Genomic DNA, 16,266 nt, shown 5'->3' with positions numbered 1-16,266 from the left:
TTGCGGCGCGGTAATTACGCTTTCAGTGCAGCCAGTGCCGCATCGTAGTCTGGCTCGTTGGTGATTTCGTTCACCAGCTCGCTGTATACCACGTTGTCGTTTTCATCGATAACCACAACGGCACGTGCCGCCAGGCCTTTCAGTGCGCCGTCTGCGATGCCTACGCCGTAGGTCTGCAGGAATTCTGGCGCACGCAGGGTGGACAGGGTGACCACGTTGCTCAGACCTTCTGCGCCGCAGAAGCGAGACTGCGCGAACGGCAGGTCAGCGGAAACGCACAGCACAACGGTGTTGGCCAGTTCGCCAGCCAGTTGGTTGAATTTACGCACAGATGCCGCGCAGACGCCGGTATCGATGCTTGGGAAAATGTTCAGAACTTTACGTTTGCCAGCGAACTGGCCCAGGGTGACGTCTGACAGATCTTTTGCCACCAGCGTAAACGGTTGAGCTTTATCGCCCGCCTGTGGGATAGAACCTTGAACAGCAACGGGATTGCCCTGGAAATGTACGGTTTGCGACATGATTATCTTCCTGTTTACATATAGTTAACGTCGGCCCTAGTGTATGACAACAGGTGTTAACACGGCAAACCCTATTTACGCCTGAATAAAAGGAGCGAAAATGAGAAAGCTACGCGTCTTCGAAGAGGCCTGGCCTCTGCATACCCCATTTGTCATTGCCCGCGGTAGCCGCAGTGAAGCCAAAGTGGTGGTGGTCGAGCTGGAACAGGATGGCGTAAAAGGGATAGGCGAGTGCACGCCGTATCCGCGCTATGGAGAGAGTATCGCTTCGGTGATGGCGCAGATCGTGGCCTTGGGCGAGCAGCTTGAACGCGGACTCACGCGCGAACAACTGGCGAATTTACTTCCGGCAGGCGCGGCGCGTAATGCGGTCGACTGTGCGCTCTGGAGTCTGGAAACGCGCCTTCTCAAAAGTGACGTTGTCACTCAATTGGGCGTGCGTTTACCTGATACAATCACGACCGCCCAAACGGTGGTCATTGGCACGCCAGAGCAAATGGCCGCTAGCGCAAAGGCGCTGTATGAAAGCGGTGCCCGGCTGCTCAAAGTAAAGCTCGATAACCATTTTATCTGCGAACGAATGGTGGCGATTCGCGCCGCCGCGCCGGATGCAACGCTGATTGTGGATGCCAATGAATCCTGGCACGGGGACGGTTTAGCGGCGCGTTGCCAACTGCTGGCCGACTTAAACGTTGCCATGCTCGAACAGCCGCTTCCGGTGGGCGAAGACGACGCGCTCAGCCACTTTATCCATCCGCTGCCGATTTGCGCTGATGAAAGCTGTCATACCCGCGAAGATTTACCGGTTCTGCGCGAACGCTACGAGATGGTGAACATCAAGCTTGATAAAACCGGTGGCCTGACCGAGGCGCTGGCGCTGGCAGCCGAAGCCAAAGCGCAGGGTTTTGCGCTCATGCTCGGCTGTATGCTCTGTACCTCTCGCGCTATTGAAGCCGCGCTGCCGCTGGCACCGCAGGTACGTTTTGCCGACCTCGACGGCCCAACCTGGCTTGCCGCCGATGCCGAACCGGCGCTGCGTTTTACCTGTGGTGAGCTTCACTTGTGATGCGTTGACTGCCAGTGCAGCAGCGCGGTCATCGCCGCCAGATATTTCTCGCTCGCTTCGTCGGAAGAGACGGGCGGGAACTCGGCGGTGATGCAGTGCAGACCGATATCAGCGCACCAGCTACCAAACGACCCCGGGGTTTCATAACCCACGCTGCTGACCAACGGCAGGCTGAACGCCTCGGCAAGCCATTGACCCAGTTCACTGTGGCGGTTGTCCTCAATGCAGGCCAGCGGGTCGTGGAAAGAGACAACCCATGCGGGGGTAATCTGGTGGATGAGCTGACACAGCGCACGGCTTTCCGGCTCGGAGCCGGGGCGGCTACCGGTCAGTAACACCACGTCACGTTGCTCAGCGGCGCTGTTCCAGCGATAAACTGTTTCGCCTTCCTTCCAGTTCGCCGAAGGGAAATTTCGATTCAAATCCACACCGTTCGCGTTGGCGCGCAGCCCGAGCTGACAGCCGTCCGGGTTAACCGCCAGCACCACGTGATGACGGCGAAGATCCGTCGCCAGCGTGCGCAGCGCGCAGGAGAGGGTGACGACCGATGAGTTCTCGTCGCCATGCGTGCCAGCAATGATTAAGCCGCTCTGCGGGCCAGCCAGCGGGGCAGGAAACCAGAGTAAAGGGGCTCCAAGCAGCGAGCGTCCATAGTGTTGTGTTCCTGGCGGGAACGCGCCGCGCTGGGCGCGAGGGCGAGTAACTGACATACGCGGAGTCCTGATACGCAAGGGGGATATTGAGCAGTGTTGTGCAAAATCCGCCGCGAATCAAATAGTTTCCCTTATAGATATTGCTGGGGATATATCAAGTTTATGTGACATGTTGTTTGCAATTAACGCGACTGAAACAAATAATATTTTCATCAAGTTGTGTGGGTTTACCTATTTTAAGGGGATGTCATGAAGTTACCGTTCACCTTGACCTGCTGTGCAGCCTTGCTTTCAGGTCTGAGTACTCTCGCCGTTGCGGCCGACGTTCCCGCCGGAACGGTGCTGGCGAAGCAGCAAACGCTGGTTCGTCATATTAAAGATGAACCCGCTTCACTGGACCCCGCAAAAGCGGTGGGGCTGCCTGAAATCCAGGTGATTCGCGATCTGTTCGAAGGGCTGGTTAACCAGGATGCCAACGGCAACATTATTCCTGGGGTCGCTACACGCTGGCAAACCAACGACCAGCGTATCTGGACCTTTACTCTGCGTAACGACGCGAAATGGTCTGACGGTACGCCGGTCACCGCGCAGGACTTTGTCTATAGCTGGCAACGACTGGTTGACCCAAATACTACATCACCGTTCGCCTGGTTTGCCGCGCTGGCGGGGATTAACAATGCCCAGGATATTATTGATGGCAAAGCCAAGCCGGAAACGCTGGGCGTGACGGCGGTCGATGCGCACACCCTGCGCGTGCAGCTGGATAAACCGCTGCCGTGGTTTGTGAATCTGACCGCTAACTTCTCGCTGTTCCCGGTGAATAAAGCCAACGTCGAAAGCGACAAAAACTGGACGCGCCCGGGCAAGCTGGTGGGCAATGGGGCTTACGTGCTGGCCGACCGCGTGGTGAATGAGAAGCTGGTGGCGGTGCCGAACAAGTACTACTGGGATAACGGCAAAACGATTATCCAGAAAGTGACCTTTGTGCCAATCAACCAGGAGTCGTCTGCGACGAAGCGTTACCTGGCAGGTGATATCGATATCACGGAATCCTTCCCGAAAAACCAGTATCAAAAGCTGCTCAAAGAGCTGCCGGGGCAGGTTTACACTCCGGCACAGCTGGGCACCTATTACTACGCGTTCAACACCCAAAAAGGGCCAACAGCCGATGCGCGCGTCCGTCTGGCACTGAGCATGAGCATTGACCGACGAATTATTGCCGAGAAAGTATTAGGCACGGGGGAGAAACCAGCATGGCGCTTTACGCCAGATGTGACGGCGGGCTTTAAGCCGCAGGACTCAGAGATGGCTAACGCAAGCCAGGCCGAGCTGAACGCCCAGGCTAAAATGTTGCTGCAGGCGGCAGGTTACGGCCCGAATCGTCCGCTGAAGCTGACGCTGCTCTATAACACCTCTGAGAACCACCAGAAGATAGCGATCGCCGTCGCATCGATGTGGAAGAAAAACCTTGGCGTAGACGTTAAGTTGCAAAACCAGGAGTGGAAAACCTATATCGATAGCCGCAATACGGGTAATTTCGATGTGATACGCGCGTCATGGGTAGGGGACTACAACGAGCCGTCAACCTTCCTCTCGCTGCTCACGTCGACCAACACCGGCAATATCTCGCGCTTCAGTGACCCGACCTACGATAAGGTCATTCGTCAGGCGACGCTTGAGAATACTGCTGAAGCCCGCAATGCCGACTACAACGCGGCAGAAAAAATTCTGGCGGAGAAAGCGCCGATTGCGCCTATCTATCAGTACACCAACGGGCGTTTGATTAAGCCGTGGGTAAAAGGGTACCCGATCACCAATCCGGAAGATGTGGCTTATACGCATACGATGTATATCGTGAAGCACTGACAAATCACGGTTGCCTGACTCGGTCAGGCAACCGTCAGTATCTTACTCGCTATATCGTCCATTTTCGTCAACGGTTAAAAGCATCACTCCTTCAGTAAAAGGCGGTAGTAATGCCGCCCCATCGGCCTACATCCAGTGTTTAATCGCAAAAATGGTAATCTATAACCCTATTAATGGTTGGACTTTCCATCGGCAGAGTCTTATCTTGAGAATAAACATATGAGGTTATCATCATGAAAGACGTAGTAGATAAATGCAGTACCAAAGGGTGTGCCATCGATATTGGTACCATCATTGAGAATGATAATTGTACGGCTGTGATCGAGCGGTTTTTCCCGACGGAAAATGAAGCCGAACTCGCCGTGGCTAAGATTAAGAAACTGGCCGCCGCAGCGTCCTCGGATGAAGACGCTGTCGTTGATTATCAGATTGTTAATGCCGATAACGACGTGAAGCTGAACGCTTCAGTGACGTTCTCTTGCCAGGCTGAGATGATTATTTTCGAATTATCATTACGTTCCGCATTCTAATCGTCACGTTCCAGCCAGCGCGTCTTGCAGATGCTGGCTGGAACGCGTGAATTTACCATTCGCCTAACTTTTTATGTGGCAGTTTCCAATAGCCCACGATAATCCAGATAGCCGTAATCGCGGCGGCGGCAAAGGCCACCATTCTCAGACCCTGCGTCATGTCCGACTCCGCATTCAGTATTAACCCAAATACGGCCACGCCGCTGACTCCACCCATTTGTCTGGCACAGTTAAAAAAGGCGGACGCTGAACCGGCAGATTGATGAGAGGCCTGTGAAAGTACCAGGTTGGTCATTATCGGCATGGCAAAGGAAGTTCCGCTACCAAGCAGTACCATGGGAATAAAGAGTTGGTAAGCGGTCCATTCTGGAGAGACGAACAGCACGATAATGAACCCGAGCAGGCTGATACCGCTGCCCAGCAGAGACAGACTCTTGATGGAATACCTGGAAGAGAACCATTTCGAGGAAAAATTTACCAATGCGGTGATGGCCATCATCGGCATAAAGGCAATCCCGGTCTCCAGTGCGGACAGATGAAGCTGATTCTGGAAGAAAATACTGAAGATAAATACGGCGCCGTAGAAAACAAGATTGCATAAAAAACCGACGACAACCGCGCTCGGGATATATTGGTTAGAGAGCACATCGCGGGCGATAACCGGGTTCAGTGAACGTTTATCGATTCGTCTATTGGATACCAACAGCAGTAGCCCCAGCACCAGCGTGGTGACAATTATTGGGCTACTCCAGCCGTATTGCCCCGCCTCGGTGAGCGTAAATGTCAGCAGGGCCAGACTGGCGGCGATGAGTGATTGGCTCAGCACGTTAATGCGCGCAGGCGCGAGAGGGCTGGCCGGTGCCAGAGACTGAATCAGAACGATGCTGATAAGCCCAAGTGGGAAGTTAATCAGAAAAATGCTTTTCCAGCCGCAGTACTTAATTAATACTCCGCCAACAACGGGTCCTGCCACCAGCGCCAGAGAGCCCGCGGCAGCCCACATCGCAATGGCTGCCGATCGCTCACGCGTATCGGAAAAATATTGACGCAGTAAGGTTAATGAACTCGGCAGCAGTAACGCCGCACCAATGCCCTGTATTCCGCGCATCAGATCAAGCCAGTAGATAGTTGGGGAGAGGGCGCAGCATACCGAGGCGATAATGAAGATGACGACCCCGGTAATGAACGTTTTTTTAGAACCAAAGCGGTCGACGAGGCTTCCTGAACTCAGCATCAGCGCGGCGAAGACTAGGGCGTAGGCATTAATGACCCATTCCAGATCGGACACGGTGGCATCATACGCCACTTTAAGCGAATGCAGCCCGACGTTGACAATACTGACATCAAGCTGAACAAGCACGATCCCCAGACAGGAGGCAAAGGTAAACAGACGCTTGCGCGTCGTCATTTGGCTGGACATAGATTTCCCGATTCGTTGCGGTGCTGCCTGCGTTAGCCGCTGGCAGGGTTAAAACGGCTGCCGGATGTTCCTGAATATCTGGTCTGGCAGCAAAACTCACCGCGAAGGGTATCGATAATTTTAGAGATTATTAATAATCAATAATCCATATTTATTTCGTGAGAATCTCAATCTGGTTCTTTTGAGTGAAAAGTAGTCAGTGGGTAAACAGCGCCTTCGAGATACGCCCTTCGATAATGCCTTTCCGTGAAGCGATTTTAATGCTTCCATATTAATAAGAACGGAGTGATTATTGTATTAAGGTTATTAGCAGGGCTTCTTAATGACGGAAAATTTTAATGAACTGGCCGCATTTGCGCTGGTTGCCAGCGAACGGAGCTTCACTCGGGCGGCGGCGAAAATAGGGATATCGCAATCGGCATTGAGCCAGACAATACGAAATCTGGAAGCCCGGCTGGAAGTGCGCCTGTTGACGCGTACGACCCGCAGCGTGTCGCCGACGGAAGCCGGTGAGTTTTTACTGAACAGCCTAGCGCCTAAGCTCGATGAAATTACTCATGCTGTCAATGCGTTAAAAGGGATGCGACAAAAGCCAGCCGGGACGGTCAGAATCGCGGCGTCAGCCCATGCCGCCATCTCGGTGATTGAACCAGGTTTGCGGCAACTGCTAAGAGAAAACCCGGACATCCACATTGAAATCTCAGTTAATGACTCTCTGGAAGATATCGTGGCGGAACGCTTTGATGCCGGGGTCAGGCTGGGGGAGCAGGTTGCCAGAGATATGATTGCGACCCGAATAAGCCCGGATATTCGTATGGCGATAGTCGGGTCGCCGGATTATTTTTCACGTTATCCTGAACCACAATCTCTCCAGGAGTTGCCCCGCCATAACTGCATTAATTTACGTCTTCCAACTTACGGAGGTCTGTACGCCTGGGAGTTCAACCATCACGGCGACACCTTGAATGTGAAAGTGGAAGGGCAACTGATCGTCAACAGCCTGGAACTGATGTTGAATGCGGTACGGGCGGGGAGCGGGCTTTGCTGCATCCCAGAAGATGTGGTGGAAAATGACATCCGGGAAGGGGCGCTGATACGGGTGCTGGAGGCACACAGCCCGCTGATGCCAGGCTATCACTTGTACTACCCGGACAGACGCCACCATTCACCTGCGTTTTTGCTGGTACTGGAGGCGCTGAAAAACAAGAGCCGCCAGCCGCGCTGACTGCTTTTTCGCTGAGAAACGAGGACTAGCCTTAGCCAGGAGGCGGCCAGCATGCTGGCCGCTAAGGATTACAGTTCCTGCGCCGTCGGGCGGAAAATGATTTCGCTGACCCCAACATCCTCCGGTTCGTTAATGGCAAACGCCACCATGCGGGCATAAGTTTCCGGCGGTACGCCCACGTTTTCGACATACTCGCGGTTTGCTGCCTGGACGTCTTTATCTGAAATATGTTCCAGCAGTTCGGTTTTTACAGCACCGGGGGAGATCAACGTCGCGCGAATGTTGTCCGCCGCTGTCTCCATACGTAGGCCTTCAGTCAGTGCCCTGACGGCAAATTTCGTTGCGGAATAAACCGCTGAGCTCTGGAAAACCAGATGGGCGGCAACGGAGGCGGTATTGATAATATGGCCCGATTTTTGCGCCTTCATGTGAGGCAGTACCGCAGCAATGCCGTGCAGCACGCCGCGCAGATTCACATCAATCATCTGGTTCCATTCATCAACGTTTCCCTGCTCAAGACGAGAAAGCGGCATCAAGCCTGCGTTGTTGATAAGGACATCAACCCGGCCAAACGCGCTGATGGTTTTCTGGATAAGTGCTTCCACATCAGCAAGCTTTGTGACGTCGGTGGCGATGGCGAGCGCTTCTTTACCCTGCTGCTTTAATTCATTGGCAATGGCTTCGATGCGATCGGCTCGACGGGCGGCCATCACAATTTTTGCGCCTTTGTCAGCGAGGTGGCGGGCAGCGGCTTCGCCCATACCGCTTGATGCTCCGGTGATGACAATCACTTTGCCCTGAATATTATCTGTCATTTTACGCTCCTGATAAGTGGATGAAGTGTCACCGGCATAGGTAATCGTCGGCTTAGCATTCGACCTTCCGCGGGGGAATGCCTGAAACAGTACTCATCCTAGCAGGGGGATATTCATTCGATAATACTCGTAAATTTCTAACATAAATAAGTAAGGCTAATTAATAATGGTCGGGATGTATTCAGAAGTAGCAATAGAATGTGCAAAGGCAAGCGAACCCGTTGAGCGTAAGGTCTGCCTTGTTGCCCGCGAGAACGATGGTGTAAGGTACGTTTTTTTCATGGCTTGTGAAATACGATGATTAATACGGCAATGGTGTACCGGCAATTTGGGAAACCTGAAGAAGTCCTTCAACCGGAAACCGGCCTGAAAGCGAAACGCGCTGAGCATCATCTCCGGGTTAAAATGTTGCTGGCTCCGGTCAACGCATCCGATTTAATCCCGATAACAGGGGCTTATCGCCATCGCGTTTCAGTACCTGCTGTTGCAGGATACGAAGGCGTTGGACGCGTTATTGACGCTCCCTCGCAATATGCTGCACTGATAGGGCAACGGGTTCTACCACTACGCGCAGAGGGCACCTGGCAACAATACGTTGATTGCCCTCCAGCGTTTGCCATTCCAGTCCCTCATGACATCGATAATGTTCTGGCAGCAAGAGCCTATATTAATCCACTCGCCGCCAGGCTAATGCTTCGCCACGATAATCCTGCAGGCAAAACTGTGATGATCACCGCCGCGGGCTCTGACTGTGCGCTTTTATTAGGGCAGTGGGCCCAGCGGTTGGGCGCGTCATCGGTCTATGGTGTTTATCGCTCGGCCAGTCATCAGGAAAAACTGACGCGTTGCGGCATTATTCCGGTTCAGCAGGAGGACACGGCTTACCTTTCCACTATTACCGCTCGCTGCGATCTGGTTTATGACGCGGTAGGTGGGGCGTTGGCCGCGTTGATACTTGATGGAATGAAACCAGAGGGCATCTTTGTTTCCTATGGCTTGCTTTCTGGTAAGCCTTATCAAATACGCGATTCGCACCCCATCACAAAATGGTTTCATGTCCGCCATTATCTGAATGGTTTCACCGATAACGGTTGGCAGCAGGCGTTTAACGAAATATGGGATTTACTGCGGGAAAGTGAGCTTAACGATTGTAAGCTTTACCCGTTAGCGTCGTGGCAGGAGGCGGTATCGTGTTACCGCCAACCAGGGAGCGCTTGCAGGCCGCTATTGCAACTGGGGGAATGATGGCGTCGTATCTGGGGGAACTCAGGGATGATGAAGCTGATGGCACATTTGGATTAATGAATTCATTGCATAAGTCAAATCAGGTATTGCTGGCTAATCGTCACGATATTTCTGTCCTAAAATCATGTTTTAACCAGCCTGGAGCCTTACCGTGGAATATTCAGTTTTAAGTAACAACCTCAAAATGCCAATGATGGGTTTTGGCGTGTTTAAAGTCACCGATAAAGAAGAGTGTAAGCAGTCGGTGTTAAGCGCGATTCGCACGGGCTATCGCCTCATTGATACTGCCGCCGTCTACGGTAACGAAGACGCCGTGGGTGATGCCGTTCGTGAAGCTATCGCGCAAGGGCTGTGTACCCGTGAAGAGTTGTTTATTACTTCCAAGCTGTGGGTTCAGGACATGGCCAGTTACGAGACGGCTAAGGCGGGTATTGAGGCGTCGCTGAAAAAATCAGGGCTAGAGTATTTTGATCTCTACTTGCTGCATCAGGCGATGCGTGACTATTTCAGCGCGTGGCGCGCCCTTGAAGACGCTTATGATGCCGGTAAACTCAAAGCCATCGGCGTATCCAATTTCTATGCGCACGTGGTGGCGAACTTCTGCGAAACCGTCCGAATTAAGCCGATGGTGAATCAGGTTGAGCTGCATCCTTACTTCGCGCAGCCTGAAGCGCTTGAGACCATGAAGTATTACCACATCCAGCCAGAAGCCTGGGCACCTTTAGGCGGAGGTAGACATCAGCCGCATGAAGATAAAATGCTGCAGGGTATTGCAGATGCTCATCATAAAACCATCGCTCAGGTTATGCTGCGCTGGAACGTGCAGCGTGGCGTCACGGTTATTCCTAAATCGACGAAGCAGAAACGCATTGAAGAGAATTTTGCCATCTGGGATTTTGCGCTGACCGAGAGCGATATGGCGCAAATCAGCGCGCTGGATTTAGGCTATGTGGGTGAAGCGGTGAAGCATTTTAATCCTGAGTTTGTCCGCGGCTGTCTTGGCGTTAAAATCCACGATTGAGCGGTATGATCGTTGATGTGATAAACAATAGGCCGGATGGACCTGCCTATGACGACACGCTTAACTGCACCAAGGGGGACTCATCACGCCTGGTGCAGTTTGACCGTATATCCCTGTTCTGACCAGTACTGAAGAAGTTCAGTTTGTCTGATGGATGCTGTTTTTCCGGTCCAGACATATAACGTTTGCCCCGGAAACAGTTCAGGGCGGGGCGATGAGACAAATTCTGGTATGACGGTGAGGTGCCATCCTTCCTGAGACAGTCGCCATGCCTCGAGCCAGAGACCGGTTCGGTCTTCGATGTCCCATGCCATGATAAGCGCTTCCTTACCTGACTTACGACGAGAATCATTCAGTGAAGCCGCCACCAGTTCAGTCAGAATGCCGTCAAACATGCCTGATAGCATTTTGCCCGTTTGATTATCTAACGTAAGACGCAGTCGGACAGGGTTAATAATATTATCAATCAGTTCAGGCGCCGTATGCTCGCGCGTCAGCGTCACCAGCTTTGCCCGTAGCTTGGCCGGGGAGGCTAATCTGAGTACGGTCATCAGGTTTTCTTGCAATGCGTTGCAGTTGTCAGCGGGAACGGGCTTTTCCGCTTCCAGCAGCGCTTTAATTTTCCCGACCGATGTGCCGCCTTTTATCAGCGCTTTAATTTCTTCGATGCGCTGAATGTCTTCTTCATCAAAAAGACGGTGCCCACCCTCAGTGCGCTGAGGCTTAAGAAGACCATAACGTCTTTGCCACGCCCGCAGAGTGACCGGGTTTATCCCGCATCTCTCGGCAACCTCACCAATGCTATAACTTGACATATTTCCCCTAAAAGCACTGTCCAGATGAAGGCGGTGTTAAGCGCCCATTAAGTCTCTTTAAGATACAGTACTGAGTTAAATATTTACTCAATACCCTGAGAGAGGTCAAACTCTCAGGGCATCTTTCGGAATCTATTCCTAAACGAACGTTACGTCGTTAAATCGTGGCATTATACCTTTTTTTCTGGCCAGGCAATGCTCGGTATTCTATTGCATTCGGGCGTTGAGAAAAGCGGGCCCTGAAAGTGCTCGATGCCTGCGGATTCAAGCCACATCCACTCTTCTGCCAGCATGATGCCATCAGCGGAGAGCCGGATTTCGAGGGAAGAGCAGCATTTGATAATGGCATGGATAATGGCCTGACGTGGGCCGCTTTTGTGCACTTCTGTAATCAGGTCCTGACTTATTTTTATGCGATCGGGCTGAAAACGGGCCAGCAGCTGTAAGCCTGCGAAACCTGCGCCGAAGTGATCGATAGCTACGCTTATTCCTGAGGCTTTAAGCCCTTTGACGGCATCCGCAAATTCATCAAAGCGTGAGATGACTTCGTTTTCAGTGAACTGTACCTCAATCTGTTCCGGAACCAGGCCATTCGCGGCAATTTCAGTGAGCAGGAAATCAACGGCACCAGGCACATTTACCAGCGTCATGGGCATCAGGCTGACGGATAGCACACCGGAACCCGTCAGAAGTTGGGCTCCTGTGGAAAACGCGAACTTCTTGGCCATCAGGTCAGCTTGATACATGTCGTCCCCAGGCGGAACAGGGGCTGTAGAAGCTGGAGCAGGGCCGCGTGTTCGCGCCTCTAGCGATACAATTTCTCTGGACAGCGGGTCGATCAGCGGCTGAAAGCCTATCGCTTCTGATGCCTTAGAGGGGGCGCCATTTTCGGCCTGGTCTTCGGCGATAAATTGCCAGCTGTCGGCGGGGGGGATTTCATACACGTTGTCTTTTCCGTCCGTCAGCACGAACGTTCTGACAAACTGTAGCGCGCGATCGCTATAGGTCAACTGATACCGGCTTGTCCCCTTGTCCAGTACCGCCTGTAACACATCATCCTGACCGTGTTTACGTAAATCAAATAGCTCCATACCGGCTTTGCCAAAGCGGCGGGCCGGAGCATAGTCGCACATCAGCTCTACGACATTGTAATGTCGCACGTCCTGGCAGATCTGTTGGTAAATCGTTTTGACGGTTCTCTCTGGCCCCTCTAAGAGCTGGAAGAAGTGAAGGCCATTAAACAGCAGAATGCCGGTAACGTTTTCATGCTCATTCCTGAGGTTAGCCGCAGCTATCATCGTTTCGACGTCCCTGAAAGGTACGGAATCGCATAAACGACTGCGGTAAATAAGTGTGGTGAGCATAGGTTGTCCAGTGACAAGGTGGGGGTAGGGACAGGCTAACAGATAATTGCTGCAAACGCTTAATTCACAAACATTTTTTTTACAAGCAATTAACTTTTGTGGGTGGTTTTTATCCTTGGTTGTACAGGTTTTTTTAACCCTCTTCATTTTATGTACAGTATTGTCCGTAGGTTGAGTATGGAGTTTTGTATTTATGTCATTGATTAAAAACAAAAAGCACTTTTTGTTAATTGTTGCGTAATAATTTTGTACACATTTTTTGTATAAGTTTGCTAAGTTTATTTAACCAAAGCATTACCCCCTGTCAATAACCGGAGAGAAAATGCAGAGATCACTTCCAGGCGCAGATTCGGCCGCTGCGATTACACGCTACTTTGCTAAGGCAGAGTTACCGACACAGCACCTTATTCTCGGTGAGATAGTGGCTGAAATTTTACATGATGGGCGCAGCCTGAATCGTAAAGCCATTTGCACAAAACTGCTCTCACGGCTCGATAAAGCACAAAATACCGAAGAGGAAGCGCACTGCAACCGTTTGATTGGCATGCTGTTTGACTGAGCCATTTCTGAAAGACCGGAAATAAAAGTAAGACACTTATGCTATGAAGACGCTAATCAAAACGCAGATGCGTAACGAGCTTATCGGGCAGGCCATACTGGCGCTTCTTATCCAGAAAAGCCCGATATCAGAACGCACGCTGCTCATGCAGTTACGGAATATTCAAACTATGGTGCCGGACCCCGTACGGCAGGAGGCCTTGCAGGAGCTGATCGCCGAACTTTCAATTAGGGTAAAAAAAGTCACCTCAGACGCCGTTAAGGTGACGCGGGAAAACGATAGCGAAGTCCGAAAATCGGAACCCGGTGACGAAAAGAGACGTGCCGATATTGTGCACAATTCACACAAATTACATTAACTTACCTCTCAGGAAAAAGAATCATGCAGACTCAACCTTTTACCGTCGCGCTGTCTGACAAAACGCTCGAAAACTTTTTCTCTCACTCCGGTGAGGCGATGGCTGAGGAAGCCAAACTCTTAGGCGATGTGGCTCAGGAGATGCTGGCTGTGGGTATGCCATTGACCAATAAGAACCTGATTATTTGTCTCATTAAAGCGCTCGATTGCGCTGAAGGGGTCGTTCAGGCGGATATTATTCGCAAGACGTTAGAAATTGTTGTGAGCCACACGTCTGATGACTTTTAACCTCCTGTTAGCAAAGTAGCGGAGCGTCGTTTTATCAACAGAGCAGGTAGCACAAATGAAAAATGCTATTCCTGATAAGTACATTTTCAGCTGCGAGCTTTTCAGAAATGTGGAAAGAAGCGCAATGACTGATTTTGGTTCCTCTGACATTGACGTTATCAAGGCTGTCATTATTAAAAAAATGGCTAAAGAGCGAAATGCCATACTTTTCGATCTCTATCAACAAATTTTAATAAAAGTGACGCAGCATGATATCGCCATCAAATGAACAATATATTCCAATAAGTATCCGGAGCCTAAAATGAAGCGAGTGAAAACAGCAGATATCTGGGTCAGTGATATTTACCTACAGCATGGGCTTGAGATCTTGCTTGAAAAGTCGTTCTCAGCGCCAGCACGTAAACGTTTTGTCTTTTTTACCATCGAAAATTATTATGATGTTAAGGCGCAAAATTATGATTTATCCACCCATCGTCTGGTGTTGTTGACGCAGGGGGATATGTATTATTTTCTCAGTGATTTCAAAATGTTTAGGCTTCACGCACGCTGCGATCTTTCTACCATGCAACGTTCCATTAAAGAAATTGCTTCGGATGTAGAAAAAATCAGGAAAAGACCTGAGAAAATAGTGCTAACTGCCAAAGATAAGGTCTATCTGGATCAATTCAGTTCCGGTAAAAGTGTGCAGGAAATTGCGTTATTAAATAAAATTCATTACAAGACCGTCTATCAGAATCGCCAAAAATTAATCGCTAAATTAGGCTGCACCAATCTGGTTAACTTCTTTAGAACGTTGAAAAGCGATGTGTTCAAAACGTGGGTAGTTTCAGCATAGTAAAACGGTTGACTCTAACTATACTGCCAATTAATCACATTTTTCGCGATGTCATCTAATATTGATATCGTGTGAAATGTGATTGTTTCGTTATACTCAATAAATTATTGCCGTTATGCATTAATACATTAACGTTTTTTGGGAGTAAAGGATAATGGTCAACCCCACGTTATTGCAATGCTTTCATTGGTATTACCCTGATGGCGGTGAGCTGTGGCGAGAGGCTGAAAGTCTCGCCCCGCACCTTAATGAGATAGGTATCAATATGATTTGGCTGCCTCCGGCATACAAGGGGGCGTCCGGGGGATACTCGGTAGGGTATGACAGCTACGATTTATTTGACCTTGGTGAGTTTGACCAAAAAGGTTCTGTGCCCACCAAATATGGCGATAAAGCGCAGCTACTCTCCGCCGTTTCCGCATTGAAAAAGCACGATATTGCGGTATTGATGGATGTGGTGCTGAACCACAAAATGGGTGCGGATGAGAAAGAACGAATCCAGGTTCAGCGGGTTAATGAGCAAGACCGCACGCAGATAGATGACGAGGTGATTGAATGCGAAGCCTGGTCTAAGTACACCTATCCCGTGCGTGCCGGGCAATATTCTCAATTCATCTGGGATCATAAATGCTTTAACGGTATTGACCACATCGAAAATCCAGATGAAAACGGCGTTTTTAAAATCGTTAATGATTATAGCGGCGAAGGCTGGAACGATCAGGTTGATGACGAAATGGGTAACTTTGATTATCTGATGGGCGCTAACACGGATTTTCGCAATCACGCGGTGACCGAAGAACTCAAGTACTGGGCCCGTTGGATGTTGGAACAAACGCAGTGTGACGGTTTTCGTCTTGATGCGGTAAAACACATTCCGGCCTGGTTCTATAAAGAGTGGATTGGGCATGTACAGGAAGTTGCGCCAAAACCGCTGTTTATTGTGGCGGAATACTGGTCTCACGAGGTCGGTAAGCTGCAGCACTATATTAACCAGGTCGATGGTCAGACACTTTTGTTTGATGCGCCGCTGCAAATGCACTTCCACGAGGCCTCCCGTCAAGGGAGAGACTACGATCTGAGCCAGATTTTCACCGGCACTCTTGTTGAAGCGGACCCTTTCCATGCCGTAACGCTGGTGGCCAATCACGACACTCAACCTCTTCAGGCGCTGGAGGCTCCGGTTGAATCCTGGTTTAAGCCGCTGGCCTACGCCTTAATACTGTTACGCGAGAATGGGGTGCCGTCGGTGTTTTATCCCGACCTGTTTGGGGCCACTTATGAAGATACCGGCCAGGATGGCAACTCTTACTCTATCGATATGCCGGTCATTTACCAGTTACATGAGCTGATTGACGCGCGTCAGCGTTTTGCCCATGGCGTCCAGACGCTATTTTTCGATCATCCCAACTGCATTGCGTTTAGCCGCAGCGGCACTCGAGATGCGCCGGGCTGTGTCGTGGTGATGTCCAACGGCGATGATGGGGAAAAAACGATTGCGCTGGGTGAAAACTACGGTAATAAAAACTGGAGAGATTTCCTTAATAACCGTGCAGAGACGGTGACGACCGATGAGGCAGGCACCGGTATCTTTACCTGCAAGGGTGGTAGCGTCAGCGTGTGGGTGATGGAGGATGTGCTGTAAATCTCGCGAGTGGTCGGCAGAATGCCGGCCACTCGCCCTAACAA

18 protein-coding genes are annotated in these 16,266 nt (G+C 51.0%); 12 read left to right on the top strand and 6 right to left on the bottom strand.

Translation table 11 applies throughout. The annotated features are described in order from the left end of the window. Window positions 1–14 precede the first annotated feature (14 nt). Window positions 15–521, bottom strand: coding sequence for a thiol peroxidase (gene tpx / locus ACH1XZ_RS06655; protein ID WP_064545896.1), 507 nt, complete (start codon window positions 519–521; stop codon window positions 15–17). A gap of 100 nt (window positions 522–621) precedes the next feature. Here tpx and ycjG point away from each other — a divergent pair, with 100 nt between their 5' ends. After that, a complete protein-coding gene (gene ycjG, locus ACH1XZ_RS06650; RefSeq protein WP_395594889.1) occupies window positions 622–1,587 on the top strand; it encodes an L-Ala-D/L-Glu epimerase in 966 nt (321 codons plus the stop codon). Here the strand turns inward: ycjG and mpaA are convergent. Continuing rightward, window positions 1,578–2,297, bottom strand: a complete 720-nt coding sequence (gene mpaA / locus ACH1XZ_RS06645; protein WP_395594888.1) for a murein tripeptide amidase MpaA — start codon at window positions 2,295–2,297, stop codon at window positions 1,578–1,580. The genes ycjG and mpaA overlap by 10 nt on opposite strands. Before the next feature lie 192 nt (window positions 2,298–2,489). On the opposite strand from mpaA, the gene ACH1XZ_RS06640 reads away from it, so the two are divergent. Both ACH1XZ_RS06640 and ACH1XZ_RS06635 read left to right on the top strand, forming a co-directional pair. Then, window positions 2,490–4,106 carry a peptide ABC transporter substrate-binding protein gene (locus ACH1XZ_RS06640; RefSeq protein ID WP_395594887.1) on the top strand — a complete coding sequence of 539 codons (1,617 nt, stop codon included), beginning with the start codon at window positions 2,490–2,492 and terminating at the stop codon, window positions 4,104–4,106. Between the two features lie 233 nt (window positions 4,107–4,339). Further along, a complete protein-coding gene (locus ACH1XZ_RS06635; protein WP_395594886.1) occupies window positions 4,340–4,636 on the top strand; it encodes a DUF406 domain-containing protein in 297 nt (98 codons plus the stop codon). Window positions 4,637–4,688: 52 nt separating this feature from the next. Here the strand turns inward: ACH1XZ_RS06635 and ACH1XZ_RS06630 are convergent, their stop codons facing one another. Further along, complete coding sequence (locus ACH1XZ_RS06630; protein ID WP_395594885.1) at window positions 4,689–6,056, bottom strand: MFS transporter; 1,368 nt, start codon at window positions 6,054–6,056, stop codon at window positions 4,689–4,691. A gap of 322 nt (window positions 6,057–6,378) precedes the next feature. Here ACH1XZ_RS06630 and ACH1XZ_RS06625 point away from each other — a divergent pair, with 322 nt between their 5' ends. After that, the gene (locus ACH1XZ_RS06625; protein ID WP_395594884.1) at window positions 6,379–7,281 is read left to right on the top strand and encodes a LysR family transcriptional regulator; all 903 of its coding nucleotides are present in this window, start codon (window positions 6,379–6,381) and stop codon (window positions 7,279–7,281) included. Window positions 7,282–7,349: 68 nt separating this feature from the next. On the opposite strand, the gene ACH1XZ_RS06620 is transcribed toward ACH1XZ_RS06625, so the two are convergent. Then, complete coding sequence (locus ACH1XZ_RS06620; RefSeq protein WP_395594883.1) at window positions 7,350–8,096, bottom strand: SDR family oxidoreductase; 747 nt, start codon at window positions 8,094–8,096, stop codon at window positions 7,350–7,352. 297 nt (window positions 8,097–8,393) lie between these two features. Between ACH1XZ_RS06620 and ACH1XZ_RS06615 the strand changes: the two genes are divergently transcribed. Both ACH1XZ_RS06615 and ACH1XZ_RS06610 read left to right on the top strand, forming a co-directional pair. Next, window positions 8,394–9,341 (top strand): zinc-dependent alcohol dehydrogenase family protein, encoded by a 948-nt coding sequence (locus tag ACH1XZ_RS06615; protein ID WP_395594882.1) that lies wholly within the window; start codon window positions 8,394–8,396, stop codon window positions 9,339–9,341. A 151-nt stretch (window positions 9,342–9,492) separates the two neighbouring features. Continuing rightward, complete coding sequence (locus ACH1XZ_RS06610; RefSeq protein WP_395594881.1) at window positions 9,493–10,362, top strand: aldo/keto reductase; 870 nt, start codon at window positions 9,493–9,495, stop codon at window positions 10,360–10,362. Between the two features lie 83 nt (window positions 10,363–10,445). On the opposite strand, the gene ACH1XZ_RS06605 is transcribed toward ACH1XZ_RS06610, so the two are convergent. Together ACH1XZ_RS06605 and ACH1XZ_RS06600 are read right to left on the bottom strand one after the other, a co-directional pair. Continuing rightward, window positions 10,446–11,177 carry a MerR family transcriptional regulator gene (locus tag ACH1XZ_RS06605; protein ID WP_395594880.1) on the bottom strand — a complete coding sequence of 244 codons (732 nt, stop codon included), beginning with the start codon at window positions 11,175–11,177 and terminating at the stop codon, window positions 10,446–10,448. Window positions 11,178–11,347: 170 nt separating this feature from the next. Further along, a complete protein-coding gene (locus ACH1XZ_RS06600) occupies window positions 11,348–12,541 on the bottom strand; it encodes a diguanylate phosphodiesterase (RefSeq protein ID WP_395594879.1) in 1,194 nt (397 codons plus the stop codon). A gap of 322 nt (window positions 12,542–12,863) precedes the next feature. Here ACH1XZ_RS06600 and ycgZ point away from each other — a divergent pair, with 322 nt between their 5' ends. The 6 genes from ycgZ to amyA all read left to right on the top strand — a co-directional run bounded on the left by ycgZ (window position 12,864) and on the right by amyA (window position 16,222). Further along, complete coding sequence (gene ycgZ, locus ACH1XZ_RS06595; RefSeq protein ID WP_395594878.1) at window positions 12,864–13,100, top strand: regulatory protein YcgZ; 237 nt, start codon at window positions 12,864–12,866, stop codon at window positions 13,098–13,100. A 43-nt stretch (window positions 13,101–13,143) separates the two neighbouring features. After that, entirely contained in the window at window positions 13,144–13,458 is a 315-nt protein-coding gene (locus tag ACH1XZ_RS06590) for a hypothetical protein (protein ID WP_395594877.1), read from the top strand. Window positions 13,459–13,481: 23 nt separating this feature from the next. Continuing rightward, on the top strand, window positions 13,482–13,745 hold the full coding sequence (locus ACH1XZ_RS06585; protein WP_395594876.1) for a biofilm development regulator YmgB/AriR family protein: 264 nt from the start codon (window positions 13,482–13,484) through the stop codon (window positions 13,743–13,745). Between the two features lie 55 nt (window positions 13,746–13,800). Next, window positions 13,801–14,013 carry a hypothetical protein gene (locus ACH1XZ_RS06580; protein ID WP_395594875.1) on the top strand — a complete coding sequence of 71 codons (213 nt, stop codon included), beginning with the start codon at window positions 13,801–13,803 and terminating at the stop codon, window positions 14,011–14,013. Window positions 14,014–14,046: 33 nt separating this feature from the next. Next, window positions 14,047–14,580, top strand: a complete 534-nt coding sequence (locus tag ACH1XZ_RS06575; RefSeq protein WP_395594874.1) for a LuxR family transcriptional regulator — start codon at window positions 14,047–14,049, stop codon at window positions 14,578–14,580. A 154-nt stretch (window positions 14,581–14,734) separates the two neighbouring features. Beyond that, entirely contained in the window at window positions 14,735–16,222 is a 1,488-nt protein-coding gene (gene amyA / locus ACH1XZ_RS06570) for an alpha-amylase (protein WP_395594873.1), read from the top strand. Window positions 16,223–16,266 lie beyond the last annotated feature (44 nt).

Origin of the sequence: Kluyvera chengduensis (assembly GCF_044197065.1) — a bacterium.
Lineage (GTDB): Bacteria > Pseudomonadota > Gammaproteobacteria > Enterobacterales > Enterobacteriaceae > Kluyvera > Kluyvera ascorbata_C.
This window is presented reverse-complemented; position numbering and strand designations above follow the sequence as displayed.

Coding starts and splice junctions, on each gene's coding strand:
- tpx (WP_064545896.1), bottom strand. CDS start 521: ATGTCGCAAACCGTACATTTCCAGGGCAATCCCGTTGCTGTTCAAGGT.
- ycjG (WP_395594889.1), top strand. CDS start 622: ATGAGAAAGCTACGCGTCTTCGAAGAGGCCTGGCCTCTGCATACCCCA.
- mpaA (WP_395594888.1), bottom strand. CDS start 2,297: ATGTCAGTTACTCGCCCTCGCGCCCAGCGCGGCGCGTTCCCGCCAGGA.
- ACH1XZ_RS06640 (WP_395594887.1), top strand. CDS start 2,490: ATGAAGTTACCGTTCACCTTGACCTGCTGTGCAGCCTTGCTTTCAGGT.
- ACH1XZ_RS06635 (WP_395594886.1), top strand. CDS start 4,340: ATGAAAGACGTAGTAGATAAATGCAGTACCAAAGGGTGTGCCATCGAT.
- ACH1XZ_RS06630 (WP_395594885.1), bottom strand. CDS start 6,056: ATGTCCAGCCAAATGACGACGCGCAAGCGTCTGTTTACCTTTGCCTCC.
- ACH1XZ_RS06625 (WP_395594884.1), top strand. CDS start 6,379: ATGACGGAAAATTTTAATGAACTGGCCGCATTTGCGCTGGTTGCCAGC.
- ACH1XZ_RS06620 (WP_395594883.1), bottom strand. CDS start 8,096: ATGACAGATAATATTCAGGGCAAAGTGATTGTCATCACCGGAGCATCA.
- ACH1XZ_RS06615 (WP_395594882.1), top strand. CDS start 8,394: ATGATTAATACGGCAATGGTGTACCGGCAATTTGGGAAACCTGAAGAA.
- ACH1XZ_RS06605 (WP_395594880.1), bottom strand. CDS start 11,177: ATGTCAAGTTATAGCATTGGTGAGGTTGCCGAGAGATGCGGGATAAAC.
- ACH1XZ_RS06600 (WP_395594879.1), bottom strand. CDS start 12,541: ATGCTCACCACACTTATTTACCGCAGTCGTTTATGCGATTCCGTACCT.
- ycgZ (WP_395594878.1), top strand. CDS start 12,864: ATGCAGAGATCACTTCCAGGCGCAGATTCGGCCGCTGCGATTACACGC.
- ACH1XZ_RS06590 (WP_395594877.1), top strand. CDS start 13,144: ATGAAGACGCTAATCAAAACGCAGATGCGTAACGAGCTTATCGGGCAG.
- ACH1XZ_RS06585 (WP_395594876.1), top strand. CDS start 13,482: ATGCAGACTCAACCTTTTACCGTCGCGCTGTCTGACAAAACGCTCGAA.
- ACH1XZ_RS06580 (WP_395594875.1), top strand. CDS start 13,801: ATGAAAAATGCTATTCCTGATAAGTACATTTTCAGCTGCGAGCTTTTC.
- ACH1XZ_RS06575 (WP_395594874.1), top strand. CDS start 14,047: ATGAAGCGAGTGAAAACAGCAGATATCTGGGTCAGTGATATTTACCTA.
- amyA (WP_395594873.1), top strand. CDS start 14,735: ATGGTCAACCCCACGTTATTGCAATGCTTTCATTGGTATTACCCTGAT.